This is a genomic window from Pseudomonas sp. NPDC089547 (assembly GCF_050280665.1).
Classification (GTDB): domain Bacteria; phylum Pseudomonadota; class Gammaproteobacteria; order Pseudomonadales; family Pseudomonadaceae; genus Aquipseudomonas.
In genome coordinates this window covers 307,387-320,050 of record NZ_JBNNVS010000001.1, presented here as the reverse complement: position 1 = coordinate 320,050, position 12,664 = coordinate 307,387, and the positions used below count along the sequence as shown (strand labels likewise).

Here is a 12,664-nt window from a genome sequence, read left to right as displayed (position 1 = left end):
GCGGTCAGACTTTGAAACGCGACACGCCGCCACGCAGGCCAGCGGCCACCTGGCTCAGCTCATCGATGGCAAAACTGGCCTGGCGCAGCGACTCGACGGTTTGAGTGCTGGCATCGCTGAGTTGCGCCAGCGCCTGGTTGATCTGCTCGGCGCCCGTGGCCTGGGCCTGCATGCCTTCGTTGACCATCAACACACGTGGCGCCAGGGCCTGCACCTGGTGAATGATCTGGCTCAGTTGCTCACCGACCTGCTGCACCTCGAACATGCCGCGGCGCACCTCTTCGGAGAACTTGTCCATGCCCATTACGCCAGCCGATACCGCCGACTGGATCTCGCGCACCATCTGCTCGATATCGTAGGTAGCCACGGCAGTCTGGTCGGCGAGGCGGCGCACTTCGGTGGCCACCACGGCAAAACCACGGCCATACTCACCGGCCTTCTCGGCTTCGATAGCGGCGTTGAGCGACAGCAGGTTGGTCTGGTCGGCGACCTTGACGATGGTCACCACCATCTGGGTGATGTTGCTGGCTTTCTCGTTGAGGATGCCGAGCTTGGCGCTGACCAGGTCGGCGGCGCCCATTACCTGGTGCATGGTCTCTTCCATGCGCGCCAGCCCCTGCTGGCCGGAACCGGCCAGGCTGGACGCCTGGTCAGCGGCGGAGGTGACTTCGGTCATGGTGCGCACCAGGTCACGCGAGGTGGCGGCGATTTCCCGCGAGGTGGCGCCGATTTCCGTGGTGGTGGCGGCCGTTTCGGTCGCGGTGGCCTGCTGCTGCTTGGACGTGGCGGCGATTTCGGTCACCGAGGTGGTTACCTGTACAGACGAACGCTGGGCCTGGGCTACCAGGTTGGCCAGCGCCTCGGCCATTTCGTTGAAGCCGCTTTCGATGGCGCCAAACTCGTCTTTGCGGTCCAGGTTCAGGCGCATGCTCAGGTCGCCCGAGCGCAATTTGTCGAGGGCATGGACTATGCGCTGCACAGGCGCGGTGATAGCACGCAGCAGCAGCAAGCCGCAGATGCCGGCTGCGACAATGGCCAGCAACAGCGATACCACCATGCTGCCCTTGGCCGTGTTCACGGCGCTGACGATTTCGTTGGTGGCGGCGTCGGCAGAAGCGCGGTTGTGCTCGATCACCTCGTTCAGGTGCTTGCGACCTTCCACCCAGGCCGGGGTGAGCACCTCGGTGATCAGCCGCTGGGCTTCGTCGTAATTGTGCTGGCGGTAGGCATCAAGTACCTGACCAACGATCTTGAGGTAGTTTTCTTCCAGTTGCACAAAGCTGTCGAAGCGGGTCTGGTCGTCCTTGTCCTGAATCGTGCCCTGGTAACTCGCCATGTGCTGCTTCAGGCGGTCGTCAAAGCTTTTGAACAGTTCCATGTCAGCCGAGGTGATTTCGCGGTGGTTTGACAGGCCAACCAACTGCTGGCTGGTGACGTAGCTGTCGACCCAGGCGCTGCGGATCATCGAGCTGTAGTAGACCCCGGGAATGCTGTCGGTCCCCACCGCCTCTTCGGCGGTTTCGATGGCCACCAACCGCGAGTAGGCGGCCACGATCATCAGCAACATGATGGCGATGATCACGGCAAAACTTGCCAGGATCCGTTGGCGCAAGGTCCAGTTCTTCACATTCAGCCCTCAGGAATTCACAACGAGCGGGAAAAATCGCCGAAGTATAGCCTAGAGGCCTTACAGATTTGCGGGTGATGTGAGGGGTAAACAGGCATCCCTGCTGATGGACATGCCATTGGGGCTGCTGTGCAGCCCTTCGCGGGCACGCCCGCTCCCACAGGTATCACCGAATGGTCGAAGGTTGTGCCGAACCTGTGGGAGCGGGCATGCCCGCGAAGGGCCGCACAGCGGCCCCCATCTACCCATTCACTGGGCCACAGCCAACCGCACCTGGCTTTCCAGTTCCTGACGCAAGCCCGGGTCCAGGCGCAATTGGCGGGCCAGTTCGTCCAGGTAGGCACGCTCCATGAAGTTTTCCTGATCAACCATCATCACGCTGGCCAGGTACATCTCGGCGGCCATTTCCGGCGTTTGTGCGGCGCGGGCCACTTCGGCCGGGTCCAGCGGCTTGTTCAACTCGGCATGCAGCCAGTGCTGCAGTTCGCGGTCGTTGTCCAGGCGGGTGAACTCGCCCTCGATCAGCGCCCGCTCGCGTTCGTCTATGTGCCCATCAGACTTGGCCGCCGCCACCAGCGCCCGCAGCACCGCCTGGCTGTGCTGCTCGGCCTGGGCGGGCGGCAGGCGGTCGACGGTTTGAGGTTCGGCGGCGTTGGTCCGCTGACTGGCCTGCCAGTTGCCGTAGGCCTTGTAGGCCAGCACACCCAGCGCGGCCAGGCCGCCGTAGGTCAGGGCCTTACCGCCGTATTTTCGGGCCTTCTTGCTACCCAGCAACAAGCCCAGAGCGCCCCCACCCAACAAGCCACCTCCTGCACCGGACAACAGCCCGCCAAGCCCACCGGCAGCGCCGCCGGACTTGTTCGCGCCGCCCTGTTTTTCGAGCATTTGCTGGCCGGATTTGAGGAGTTGATCGAGCAAGCCGCGGGTGTTCATTCGTGTGTCTCCACGTAAGAAGATTCAATCGCCAGAGTAAGGCCTGCCCGAGCACAAGCCATGCCCGCATTTGCTTCCGGATGTTGCATTGGCTGGCAAAAAGCCAACTAGACTCGACCACTGCCGCGACCAAAATCTCCAAGAAGAGGGAACACCATGTCAGTGCACAAGACCGCATTGCTCGGCGCCGCCACCTGCGCCGTGCTGGCCAGCGCCAGCCTGCGAGCCGCCGAACCGCCCAAGGCCCTGGGGCCTGGCGAGGGGCGCCTGGATATCGTTGCCTGGCCCGGCTACATCGAGCGCGGTGAAAGCGACAAGGCCTACGACTGGGTCAGCGGCTTCGAGAAGGAAACCGGCTGCAAGGTCAGCGTCAAGACCGCTGCCACCTCGGACGAAATGGTCAGCCTGATGACCAAGGGCGGCTACGACCTGGTCACCGCCTCGGGCGATGCTTCACTGCGGCTGATCGTGGGCAAGCGTGTGCAGCCGATCAACACCGCGCTTATCCCCAACTGGAAGAACATCGACCCGCGCCTGCAGAATGGCGGCTGGTACGTGGTCGACAAGCAGGTCTACGGCACCCCTTACCAATGGGGGCCGAACGTGCTGCTGTACAACACCAATACCTTCAAGCAGCCCCCCACCAGCTGGGGCGTGGTGTTCGAGCCGCAGAACCTGCCCGACGGCAAGCCGAACAAGGGCCGCGTGCAGGCCTACGACGGGCCGATCTACATCGCCGACGCGGCGCTGTACCTGAAGTCGGCCAAGCCCGAGCTGGGCATCAAGGACCCGTATGAGCTGAACGAGGAGCAATACAAGGCCGTGCTTGAACTGCTGCGCCAGCAGCAGCCGCTGATCCACCGTTACTGGCACGACGCCACGGTGCAGATGAGCGACGTGAAGAACGAAGGCGTGGTGGCCTCCAGTTCCTGGGGCTACATGGTCAATGGCCTGAAGGCCGAGAACCAGCCGGTGACCTCGACCATTCCCAAGGAAGGCGCGACCGGTTGGGCCGACACCACCATGCTGCACAGCGAGGCCAAGCACCCCAACTGCGCCTACAAGTGGATGGACTGGTCGTTGCAGCCGAAGGTGCAGGGTGATGTGGCGGCCTGGTTCGGCTCGCTGCCGGCGGTGCCAGCGGCGTGCACCGGCAGCGAACTGCTGGGCGCCGAGGGCTGCAAGACCAACGGCTTCGACAACTTCGACAAGATTGCCTTCTGGAAAACGCCGCAGGCCCAGGGGGGCAAGTTTGTGCCGTATAGCCGCTGGACCCAGGATTACATTGCGATCATGGGTGGGCGCTAGCGCAAACCTGTACTGATGTATTGCCTGATCTGGGGCTGCTGCGCAGCCCTTTCGCGACACAAGGCCGCTCCTACAGGAGCCCGCGTACCTCTGTAGGAGCGGCCTTGTGTCGCGAAAGGGGCGCAAAGCGCCCCCGGTTCTTCCTTGGAGTTGTCCATGCCCCTAGCCGTCCAGTTCACCCAGGTTTCCCGCACCTTCGGCGAGGTCAAGGCCGTCGACCAGGTCAGTATCGACATCATCGATGGCGAATTCTTTTCCATGCTCGGCCCTTCCGGCTCGGGCAAAACCACCTGCCTGCGCCTGATCGCCGGCTTCGAGCAACCCAGCAGCGGCTCGATCCGTATCCACGGCGTCGAAGCCGCTGGTGTGCCGCCCTACCAGCGTGACGTCAACACCGTGTTCCAGGACTACGCGCTGTTCCCGCACATGAACGTGCTGGACAACATCGCCTATGGCCTGAAGGTAAAAGGCGTGGCCAAGGCCGAACGCCACAGCCGCGCCGAAGAGGCTCTGGCCATGGTGGCCCTGGCCGGCTACGGCGCGCGCAAGCCGGCGCAGCTGTCCGGCGGCCAGCGCCAGCGCGTGGCCCTGGCGCGGGCGCTGGTCAACCGGCCCCGGGTGCTGCTGCTGGACGAGCCGCTCGGCGCCTTGGACCTGAAGCTACGCGAACAGATGCAAGGCGAGCTGAAAAAACTGCAACGCCAGTTGGGCATCACCTTCATCTTCGTCACCCACGACCAGACCGAGGCACTGTCGATGTCCGACCGGGTTGCGGTGTTCAACCGCGGCCGCATCGAGCAGGTCGACACGCCGCGCAACCTGTACATGAAGCCTGCCACCACCTTCGTTGCCGAGTTTGTTGGCACCTCCAACGTGCTGCGTGGCGAGCTGGCCTTGGCGCTCAATGGCAGCTCGGCGCCCTTCTCCATCCGCCCCGAGCACATCCGCCTGGGCGACCCGGTGGTAACCAGCCATGAGGTGCAGGTCAGCGGCGTGCTGCGCGATATCCAGTACCAAGGCAGCGCCACCCGCTATGAACTGCAACTGGACAGCGGCCAGCTGTTGGCGGTAAGCCAGGCTAACGACCGCTGGCAGGCACAAGCGCAGGCCTGGCAGCCCGGGCAACGGGTGCTGGCACACTGGCCCCGGGAGGCCATGACGGTGCTGCAGGAAACCGAGGCCCGCTGACATGAGCACACTGCGAAGCCTGTCCAACGTGCTGTACCGGCGCCCCAACCTGTACCTGGCACTGCTGTTGATTCCACCGCTGACCTGGTTCGGCGCAATTTACCTGGGCTCGTTGCTGAACCTGCTGTGGCAGGGCTTCTACACGTTCGACGATTTCACCATGGCGGTAACCCCGGACCTGACCCTGGGCAACTTCGCCGCGCTGTTCAACCCGTCGAACTTTGACATCATCCTGCGCACGCTGGGCATGGCCGTGGCCGTGTCGCTGGCCAGCGCGGTGCTGGCCTTTCCCATCGCCTACTACATGGCGCGCTACACCAGCGGCAAGACCAAGGCGTTTTTCTACATTGCGGTCATGATGCCGATGTGGGCCAGCTACATCGTCAAGACCTATGCCTGGACCCTGCTGCTGGCCAAGGGCGGGGTGGCCCAGTGGTTTGTCCAGCAACTGCACCTGGACACTCTGCTGCAAGCAGTGCTGGCCGTGCCGGGCGTGGGCGGCAGCACGCTGTCGACGTCGCACCTGGGGCGCTTCATGGTGTTCGTGTACATCTGGCTGCCGTTCATGATCCTGCCGATCCAGGCCTCGCTGGAACGCTTGCCACCTTCGCTGCTGCAAGCCTCGGCAGACCTCGGCGCACGGCCTGGGCAAACGTTCGTCCAGGTGATCTTGCCGTTGTCGATCCCGGGCATCGCTGCCGGCTCGATCTTCACGTTTTCGCTCACCCTGGGCGATTTCATCGTGCCGCAACTGATCGGCCCGCCCGGTTACTTCATCGGCAGCATGGTCTATGCCCAGCAAGGCGCAATCGGCAACATGCCAATGGCCGCCGCCTTCACCCTGGTGCCAATCGTGCTGATTGCGGTGTACCTGTCCATCGTCAAGCGCCTGGGAGCCTTCGATGCACTCTGAAAAAGCATCAACAGGGCTACGCCTGGCGGCCTGGGGCGGGCTGGTGTTCCTGCATTTCCCGATCCTGATCATCTTCCTGTACGCCTTCAATACCGAAGACGCGGCGTTCAGCTTCCCGCCCAAGGGCTTTACCCTGAAGTGGTTTGCCGTGGCCTTCGCCCGGCCCGATGTGCTGGAGGCGATCAAGCTGTCGCTGCAGGTGGCTTGCCTGGCCACACTGATCGCCCTGGTGCTAGGCACACTGGCGTCGGCAGCGCTTTACCGGCGCAGCTTTTTCGGCAAGGAGAGCATTTCGCTGATGCTGATCCTGCCCATCGCCCTGCCCGGCATCATTACCGGTATTGCCCTGCTTTCAGCGTTCAAGACCTTGGGTATCGAGCCCGGGGTGTTCACCATCGTGGTCGGCCACGCAACGTTCTGCGTGGTGATCGTGTACAACAACGTGATCGCCCGCCTGCGGCGCACCTCGCAGAGCCTCATCGAAGCCTCCATGGACCTGGGCGCCGATGGCTGGCAGACCTTCCGCTACATCATCCTGCCCAACCTCGGCTCAGCGCTGCTGGCCGGCGGCATGCTGGCCTTTGCCCTGTCGTTCGATGAAATCATCGTCACCACCTTTACTTCCGGCCACGAACGCACCCTGCCGATCTGGCTGCTCAACCAGCTCAGCCGCCCGCGCGACGTGCCGGTGACCAACGTGGTCGCCATGCTGGTGATGCTGGTGACCATGCTGCCGATCCTTGGCGCCTATTACCTGACCCGTGGCGGCGAAAGCGTCGCGGGCAGTGGCAAATGACCCTGGAGGAGTTCCGATGCAAACGCAGATGCTGATCAATGGCCAGCTGGTCGCAGGCCAAGGCCCGGCCTGGACCGTGCTCAACCCCGCGCTGGGCACTGCCCTGGCGCAAATCAACGAAGCTACGGAAGCCCAGGTGGACAGCGCCGTGCGCGCTGCCGACCAGGCCTTCGACAGCTGGTCGCAGACCAGCCCCAAGGACCGTTCCCAAGCATTGCTGGCGCTGGCGGATGCCATTGAAGCCCATGGCGATGAACTGGCCCGGCTGGAATCGCAGAACTGCGGCAAGCCGCTGAGCGCTGCGCTGAATGACGAAATCCCGGCCATTGCCGATGTGTTCCGCTACTTTGCCGGTGCAGCACGCTGCCTGGGCGGTTCGGCGGCGGGTGAGTACCTGCCAGGGCATACCTCGATGATCCGCCGCGACCCGCTGGGTGTGGTGGCTTCGATCGCACCGTGGAACTACCCGCTGATGATGCTGGCGTGGAAGGTCGCCCCGGCCCTGGCCGCTGGCAATACCGTGGTCATCAAGCCTTCCGAGCTGACCCCGTTGACGGCCTTGCGCCTTGGCGAACTGGCCCAGGACCTGTTGCCACCGGGTGTGCTGAACATCCTGTTTGGCCGCGGCCAGACGGTCGGCAACCCGCTGGTCACCCACCCCAAGGTGCGCATGGTGTCGCTGACCGGCTCGATCCCCACCGGCGCGCACATCATCAGCGCTACGGCCGACAGCGTGAAACGCATGCACATGGAGCTGGGCGGCAAGGCCCCGGTGCTGGTGTTCGACGATGCCGACATCGATGCTGCCATCGACGGTATCCGCACATTCGGCTTCTACAACGCTGGCCAGGACTGCACCGCAGCCTGCCGCCTGTATGTGCAGGACGGCATCTACGAGCAATTCGTTGAACGGCTGGGTGCAGCCGTCGCCAGCCTCAAAGCGGGCCTGCAAGAGGCAGAGGACACCGAGCTGGGGCCGCTGATCAGTGCCCAGCATCGCGACAAGGTCGCCGGTTTGGTGCAACGGGCTATCGCCCAACCGCACATTCGGCTGGTAACTGGCGGCAAGGCGATTGAGGGCGACGGGTTCTTCTTCGAACCCACCGTGCTGGCCGATGCCCAGCAGGACGACGAGATCGTGCGCAACGAAGTGTTCGGCCCGGTGGTGTCAGTCACCCGCTTTACCGATGAAGCGCAGGTACTGGAGTGGGCCAACGACTCCAACTACGGCCTGGCCTCATCGGTATGGACCCGCGACACCGGCCGCGCCCACCGCCTGGCGGCGCGCCTGCAATATGGCTGCACCTGGGTGAATACCCACTTCATGCTGGTGAGCGAAATGCCCCATGGCGGGCAGAAGCATTCGGGGTATGGCAAGGACATGTCGATGTATGGGCTGGAAGATTACACCTGTGTGCGGCATGTGATGATCAAGCATTAAGCGAACCGCTAACCGAGGGGCTTCGCCCCCTCGGTTAACATCTCAGACATTTCCTTCAAGCTCAATCTACAACCTCCTACTGCTCATCCATTGAGTCATGCTTGTTGGTATCATAGTCTGATACCATGAATAATCATCAGCAAGCCACACTTGAAGCAGTACTGAAAAAGCCGGTTTCCAAGACACTGGAGTGGATGCGACTGGAATCACTGTTGGTGTCACTTGGTGCCCAAGTCATCGAAGGACGAGGATCACGGGTTCGATTTGAACTCAATGGAGCAGTGGCAACCTTCCACCGCCCTCATCCTGACAAGCACGCCAAGCCCTACCAACTACGAGGCGCCCGCCAGTTCCTTGAGCAGGCAGGAGTAATACCATGAATGTCATGACTTACCGCGGCTATGCCGCTCGTATCGAATACAGCGACGAAGACCAGTTGCTGATTGGCCACGTCGCGGGCATTCGCGACGTGATTGGTTTCCACGGCGAATCGATCAGCGAGTTGCGACAGGCCTTCGAAGAAGCTGTTGACGATTATCTTGAGACTTGCGAACGCCTTGGCCGCGAACCGCAGAAGACCTACTCTGGCAAGCTTAGCCTGCGCCTCGAACCCACCCTGCATGCCAGCGTGGCAGCCAAGGCTGATTTGGCAGAGAAGAGCATCAATCAGTGGGTAAGCGATATCCTCAGCAAAGCTGCCTATAGCTGAGTCGGGACGCCAACGCGGTCACTGTCGGAGCGGCCTCGTGTCGCGAAAGGGCTGCGTAGCGGCCCCTAGTTCTCAGCTCTGCTGCTGATATAGCCGGGGCCGCTTTGCGGCCCTTTCGCGACACAAGGCCGCTCCCACAAGGACCGCGCATGCCTCCGGTAAAGCGTAGGGTCAATCTCGCAAATCCGACTCATGAATCGGGTTGGCCCGGCTGGTGGCGCGCTGGTATTGCGCAGGCCAGGTGGCCTTGTTGCCGCCCAGGTCGTCGTCGGCATGCAGGGGCCAGTAAGGGTCGCGCAGCAGTTCGCGGGCGAGGAAAATGATGTCGGCCTGGCCGGTACGCAGGATGTGCTCGGCCTGGGCGGGTTCGGTAATCATCCCCACAGTGCCGGTGGCTATTTCCGACTCCTTGCGCACGCGCTCGGCGAAGCGGGTCTGGTAGCCGGGGCCAGTGGGGATTTCGGCGTTGACCGAGGTGCCGCCGGAAGATACGTCGATCAAATCCACGCCCAAACTGCGCAGCCGGCGGGCCAACTCGACGGTTTCATCCGGGTTCCAGCCGTCTTCAACCCAGTCGGTTGCCGATACCCGCACGAACAGCGGCAATTCGACCGGCCATACCTTGCGTACTGCCTCGACCACCTGCAAGGTCAGGCGGATGCGGTTTTCGAAGCAGCTGCCGTACTCGTCGCGGCGCTGGTTGCTCAGTGGCGAGAGGAACTGGTGCAACAGATAGCCGTGGGCTGCGTGTATTTCGACCACCTTGAAACCGGCCTTCAAGGCGCGTTCTGTCGAAGCGACGAAGGCGGCAATCACACCCTGGATCTCGCCCTGGCTCAACTCACGTGGCGCGGTGTGCTGCGGGTCGAAGGCGATTTTCGACGGGCCTACCGGCTGCCAGCCGCCCTCTTCCAGTTTGACGCTACCTTGCTTGCCCAGCCATGGGCGATAGGTGCTGGCCTTGCGCCCGGCGTGGGCCAGCTGGATGCCCGGCACGGCACCCTGGGCGGTGATGAAGCGGGTGATGCGTTGCAACGGGGCGATTTGCGCGTCGTCCCACAGGCCGAGGTCTTCGGCGGTAATGCGGCCATCGGCGGTGACCGCCACGGCTTCAGTGATTACCAGGCCCGCACCGCCGACGGCGCGGCTGCCCAGATGAACAAGGTGCCAGTCGTTGGCCAGGCCATCGATGGCGGAATACTGGCACATCGGCGAGACGGCGATGCGGTTGGGCAGGGTCAGCTGACGCAGGGTGTAAGGCTCAAGCAGCAAGCTCATGAGGGCACCTCCCAAGGACTCCAATGGTGATCCGGCCCGGACACTCAATTGCACGTCCCTGGCCCAGGTCCGGTCATAACTTCAGACTAGACCAGAATGGGTGGGGGGAAGGTTCCATGGGATTTGGGGTGGGTGCGCAGATGGGCTGCAAAGCAGCCCCCTATTTGCAGTCAGCGTGGCTCCATGTGGGCAATCATCAATTGCACACTTTCATTACCGCGAAACTCGTTCACATCCAGCTTGTACGCCAACTCGACCCAGCGCACGGTCGGGTTTGGCCACACTTCGCGGTCAATGCCGAAGGCAATGCCGTCCAACCGCACCGAGCCGCATTCGCTCTTGAGCACCACCTTCAGGTGCCGCTCGCCAACCACCCGCTGCTCCACCAGCTGGAACACACCGTGAAAAAGCGGTTCAGGGAAATGCTGCCCCCACGGCCCGGCATTACGCAGTGCCTTGGCAAGGTCAAGATGAAACTCTTCCACCGCCAGGCTGCCGTCGGACTGCAAACGGCCGGTCAGGTCGTCTTCACACAACTGGCGTCGCACTTCTTCGTCGAACGCCTCGGCGAAGGCCGGGAAATTGCCCTCAGGCAACGATAACCCCGCCGCCATGGCGTGGCCGCCAAACTTGCTGATCAGCTCGGGATGGCGAGCCGCCACGGCATCCAGCGCATCGCGGATATGAAAACCGGGTACCGAGCGCGCCGACCCCTTGAGCATGCCCTCGCCAGCATCGGCGAAAGCGATGGTTGGCCGGTGATAACGTTCTTTCAGGCGCGAAGCCAGAATGCCGATCACCCCCTGGTGCCAGTCGGCATCGAACAGGCACAGGCCATACGGCATCGATTCGACAGGCAGCTCCTTGAGCTGGGCCAACGCCTCGCGCTGCATGCCCTGTTCGATGGATTTGCGGTCCTGGTTCAGGTCATCCAGCTGCTGGGCCATGTCCTGGGCCAGCGCCGCGTCTTCGCACAGCAGGCATTCGATGCCCAGGCTCATGTCGTCCAGGCGCCCGGCAGCATTCAAGCGCGGGCCCAGGATGAAACCGAGGTCGGTCGAGGTGATGCGCCGGTGATCGCGGCGGGCTACTTCAAGAATGGCCTTCAGCCCCGGCCGGGCACGGCCGGCGCGGATGCGCTCCAGGCCTTGGTGCACCAGGATGCGGTTGTTGGCATCCAGCGGCACCACGTCGGCGACGCTCCCCAGCGCGACCAGGTCGAGCAGTTCACCGATGTTCGGCTGCGCTTGCGTCTCGTAGCGACCCAGGCTGCGCAGGCGAGCGCGCAGGGCCATCAGCACGTAGAAAATCACCCCTACCCCGGCCAGCGACTTGCTGGGGAACTCGCAGCCCGGCTGATTGGGGTTGATGATGGCGTCTGCGTCGGGCAACTGCTGGCCTGGCAGGTGGTGGTCGGTGACCAGCACCTTGAGCCCGGCGGCCTTGGCTGCCGCCACACCCTCGACGCTGGAAATGCCGTTGTCCACGGTAATCAGCAGTTGCGGCTGGCGTTGCAGCGCCACTTCGACGATTTCCGGGGTCAGGCCGTAGCCATATTCAAAGCGGTTGGGCACCAGGTAATCGACGTGGGCCGCGCCCAGCAGGCGCAGGCCCAACACGCCAACGGTGCTGGCGGTGGCGCCATCGGCATCGAAGTCGCCAACGATAAGGATGCGCTGACGCTGGTCGAGCGCCTCGACCAGCAGGTCGACACCAGCCTCGATGCCCTTGAGCTGCTGGTACGGCAGTAGCCGCGCCAGGCTTTTGTCCAGCTCGGCCTCGCTCTGCACGCCACGCGCGGCGTAAAGGCGGGTCAGCAAGGGTGGCAGGTTACCCAGAAATGGCAGGGTCGGCGGCAGGGGGCGAGGTTCGATACGCATGGGTTGCTTCAGCCACGCTCACCGAGCAGCCACTGCAGTTGCACTTCGTGCTGGCCGCGGTCGTCAGTCACGAATACCGTGCCCTCACTGATCATCACGTCCCACTTGATGCTGCGCGGCATGTCGGTGGCCAGGGTTTCCAGCACCTCTTGCGGCACAGCAGCGATGCTCAGGTTCTTCAGGTTCTTGACCGCGCCCACTACCTTACCTTCCCACACACGCAGGCTGCCGTAGGCCAGCAGGCTGGTGCGCTCGGTACGGCGCGAGCACCAGGTCAGGCGGTCGGCATCGGGCTGGCCCACTTCGATCCAGTGCAGCACGCGGTCGTCCAGGCTCTTCTCCCAAAGTGCCGGCTCATCGACATCCGACAGGCCACGGCCAAACGACAAGTTCTCGTTGTACCAGAGCGCGTACGCCAGCAGGCGGACCGCCATACGTTCTTCGGTTTCCGAAGGGTGGCGGGCAATGGTCTGCTTGACGCTTTCGTAGACGTTGCGGTCCAGGTCGGTCAGATTCAGTTCGAACTTGTAGGTGGTGGAAGGCTGGGCCATGGTCGACGGGCTTCGTGCAAAAGAAAAGTGGCACAGTCTA

The 12,664-nt window shown here is 63.1% G+C and carries 12 protein-coding genes; 7 read left to right on the top strand and 5 right to left on the bottom strand.

Features of this window, described 5'->3' with window-relative positions; all coding sequences use genetic code 11:
* Positions 1–4 precede the first annotated feature (4 nt).
* A complete protein-coding gene (locus ACQKPZ_RS01415) occupies positions 5–1,627 on the bottom strand; it encodes a methyl-accepting chemotaxis protein (RefSeq protein ID WP_427535104.1) in 1,623 nt (540 codons plus the stop codon).
* Between the two features lie 249 nt (positions 1,628–1,876).
* Complete coding sequence (locus ACQKPZ_RS01410; protein ID WP_427535102.1) at positions 1,877–2,560, bottom strand: tellurite resistance TerB family protein; 684 nt, start codon at positions 2,558–2,560, stop codon at positions 1,877–1,879.
* A 156-nt stretch (positions 2,561–2,716) separates the two neighbouring features.
* Between ACQKPZ_RS01410 and ydcS the strand changes: the two genes are divergently transcribed.
* From ydcS to ACQKPZ_RS01375, 7 genes are all read left to right on the top strand, one after another.
* A complete protein-coding gene (gene ydcS / locus ACQKPZ_RS01405; RefSeq protein WP_427535100.1) occupies positions 2,717–3,868 on the top strand; it encodes a putative ABC transporter substrate-binding protein YdcS in 1,152 nt (383 codons plus the stop codon).
* A 156-nt stretch (positions 3,869–4,024) separates the two neighbouring features.
* On the top strand, positions 4,025–5,056 hold the full coding sequence (locus ACQKPZ_RS01400) for an ABC transporter ATP-binding protein (protein WP_427535098.1): 1,032 nt from the start codon (positions 4,025–4,027) through the stop codon (positions 5,054–5,056).
* A gap of 1 nt (position 5,057) precedes the next feature.
* The gene (locus tag ACQKPZ_RS01395) at positions 5,058–5,969 is read left to right on the top strand and encodes an ABC transporter permease (RefSeq protein ID WP_427535096.1); all 912 of its coding nucleotides are present in this window, start codon (positions 5,058–5,060) and stop codon (positions 5,967–5,969) included.
* Positions 5,959–6,765: an ABC transporter permease gene (locus ACQKPZ_RS01390; protein WP_264361975.1), complete on the top strand. Its 807-nt coding sequence runs from the start codon at positions 5,959–5,961 to the stop codon at positions 6,763–6,765. Before ACQKPZ_RS01395 ends, ACQKPZ_RS01390 begins: the two co-directional genes overlap by 11 nt.
* A gap of 16 nt (positions 6,766–6,781) precedes the next feature.
* A complete protein-coding gene (locus ACQKPZ_RS01385; protein WP_427535094.1) occupies positions 6,782–8,206 on the top strand; it encodes a gamma-aminobutyraldehyde dehydrogenase in 1,425 nt (474 codons plus the stop codon).
* Between the two features lie 125 nt (positions 8,207–8,331).
* A complete protein-coding gene (locus tag ACQKPZ_RS01380) occupies positions 8,332–8,586 on the top strand; it encodes a type II toxin-antitoxin system HicA family toxin (protein WP_427535092.1) in 255 nt (84 codons plus the stop codon).
* Entirely contained in the window at positions 8,583–8,915 is a 333-nt protein-coding gene (locus tag ACQKPZ_RS01375; protein WP_427535090.1) for a type II toxin-antitoxin system HicB family antitoxin, read from the top strand. The genes ACQKPZ_RS01380 and ACQKPZ_RS01375 overlap by 4 nt, the downstream gene beginning before the upstream one ends.
* A 171-nt stretch (positions 8,916–9,086) precedes the next feature.
* Here ACQKPZ_RS01375 and ACQKPZ_RS01370 read toward each other — a convergent pair whose 3' ends face one another.
* The 3 genes from ACQKPZ_RS01370 to ACQKPZ_RS01360 form a co-directional block, all read right to left on the bottom strand.
* Positions 9,087–10,193 carry an NADH:flavin oxidoreductase/NADH oxidase gene (locus ACQKPZ_RS01370; RefSeq protein ID WP_427535088.1) on the bottom strand — a complete coding sequence of 369 codons (1,107 nt, stop codon included), beginning with the start codon at positions 10,191–10,193 and terminating at the stop codon, positions 9,087–9,089.
* Positions 10,194–10,363: 170 nt separating this feature from the next.
* Positions 10,364–12,073: a single-stranded-DNA-specific exonuclease RecJ gene (recJ, locus tag ACQKPZ_RS01365; protein ID WP_427535086.1), complete on the bottom strand. Its 1,710-nt coding sequence runs from the start codon at positions 12,071–12,073 to the stop codon at positions 10,364–10,366.
* A gap of 8 nt (positions 12,074–12,081) precedes the next feature.
* Entirely contained in the window at positions 12,082–12,624 is a 543-nt protein-coding gene (locus ACQKPZ_RS01360) for a YaeQ family protein (RefSeq protein ID WP_144171436.1), read from the bottom strand.
* Between the last annotated feature and the right edge of the window lie 40 nt (positions 12,625–12,664).

What these genes read in the sequence shown, in the direction of transcription:
- ACQKPZ_RS01410 (WP_427535102.1), bottom strand. Translation starts at nt 2,560, where the DNA reads ATGAACACCCGCGGCTTGCTCGATCAACTCCTCAAATCCGGCCAGCAA.
- ydcS (WP_427535100.1), top strand. Translation starts at nt 2,717, where the DNA reads ATGTCAGTGCACAAGACCGCATTGCTCGGCGCCGCCACCTGCGCCGTG.
- ACQKPZ_RS01400 (WP_427535098.1), top strand. Translation starts at nt 4,025, where the DNA reads ATGCCCCTAGCCGTCCAGTTCACCCAGGTTTCCCGCACCTTCGGCGAG.
- ACQKPZ_RS01395 (WP_427535096.1), top strand. Translation starts at nt 5,058, where the DNA reads ATGAGCACACTGCGAAGCCTGTCCAACGTGCTGTACCGGCGCCCCAAC.
- ACQKPZ_RS01390 (WP_264361975.1), top strand. Translation starts at nt 5,959, where the DNA reads ATGCACTCTGAAAAAGCATCAACAGGGCTACGCCTGGCGGCCTGGGGC.
- ACQKPZ_RS01385 (WP_427535094.1), top strand. Translation starts at nt 6,782, where the DNA reads ATGCAAACGCAGATGCTGATCAATGGCCAGCTGGTCGCAGGCCAAGGC.
- ACQKPZ_RS01380 (WP_427535092.1), top strand. Translation starts at nt 8,332, where the DNA reads ATGAATAATCATCAGCAAGCCACACTTGAAGCAGTACTGAAAAAGCCG.
- ACQKPZ_RS01375 (WP_427535090.1), top strand. Translation starts at nt 8,583, where the DNA reads ATGAATGTCATGACTTACCGCGGCTATGCCGCTCGTATCGAATACAGC.
- ACQKPZ_RS01370 (WP_427535088.1), bottom strand. Translation starts at nt 10,193, where the DNA reads ATGAGCTTGCTGCTTGAGCCTTACACCCTGCGTCAGCTGACCCTGCCC.
- recJ (WP_427535086.1), bottom strand. Translation starts at nt 12,073, where the DNA reads ATGCGTATCGAACCTCGCCCCCTGCCGCCGACCCTGCCATTTCTGGGT.
- ACQKPZ_RS01360 (WP_144171436.1), bottom strand. Translation starts at nt 12,624, where the DNA reads ATGGCCCAGCCTTCCACCACCTACAAGTTCGAACTGAATCTGACCGAC.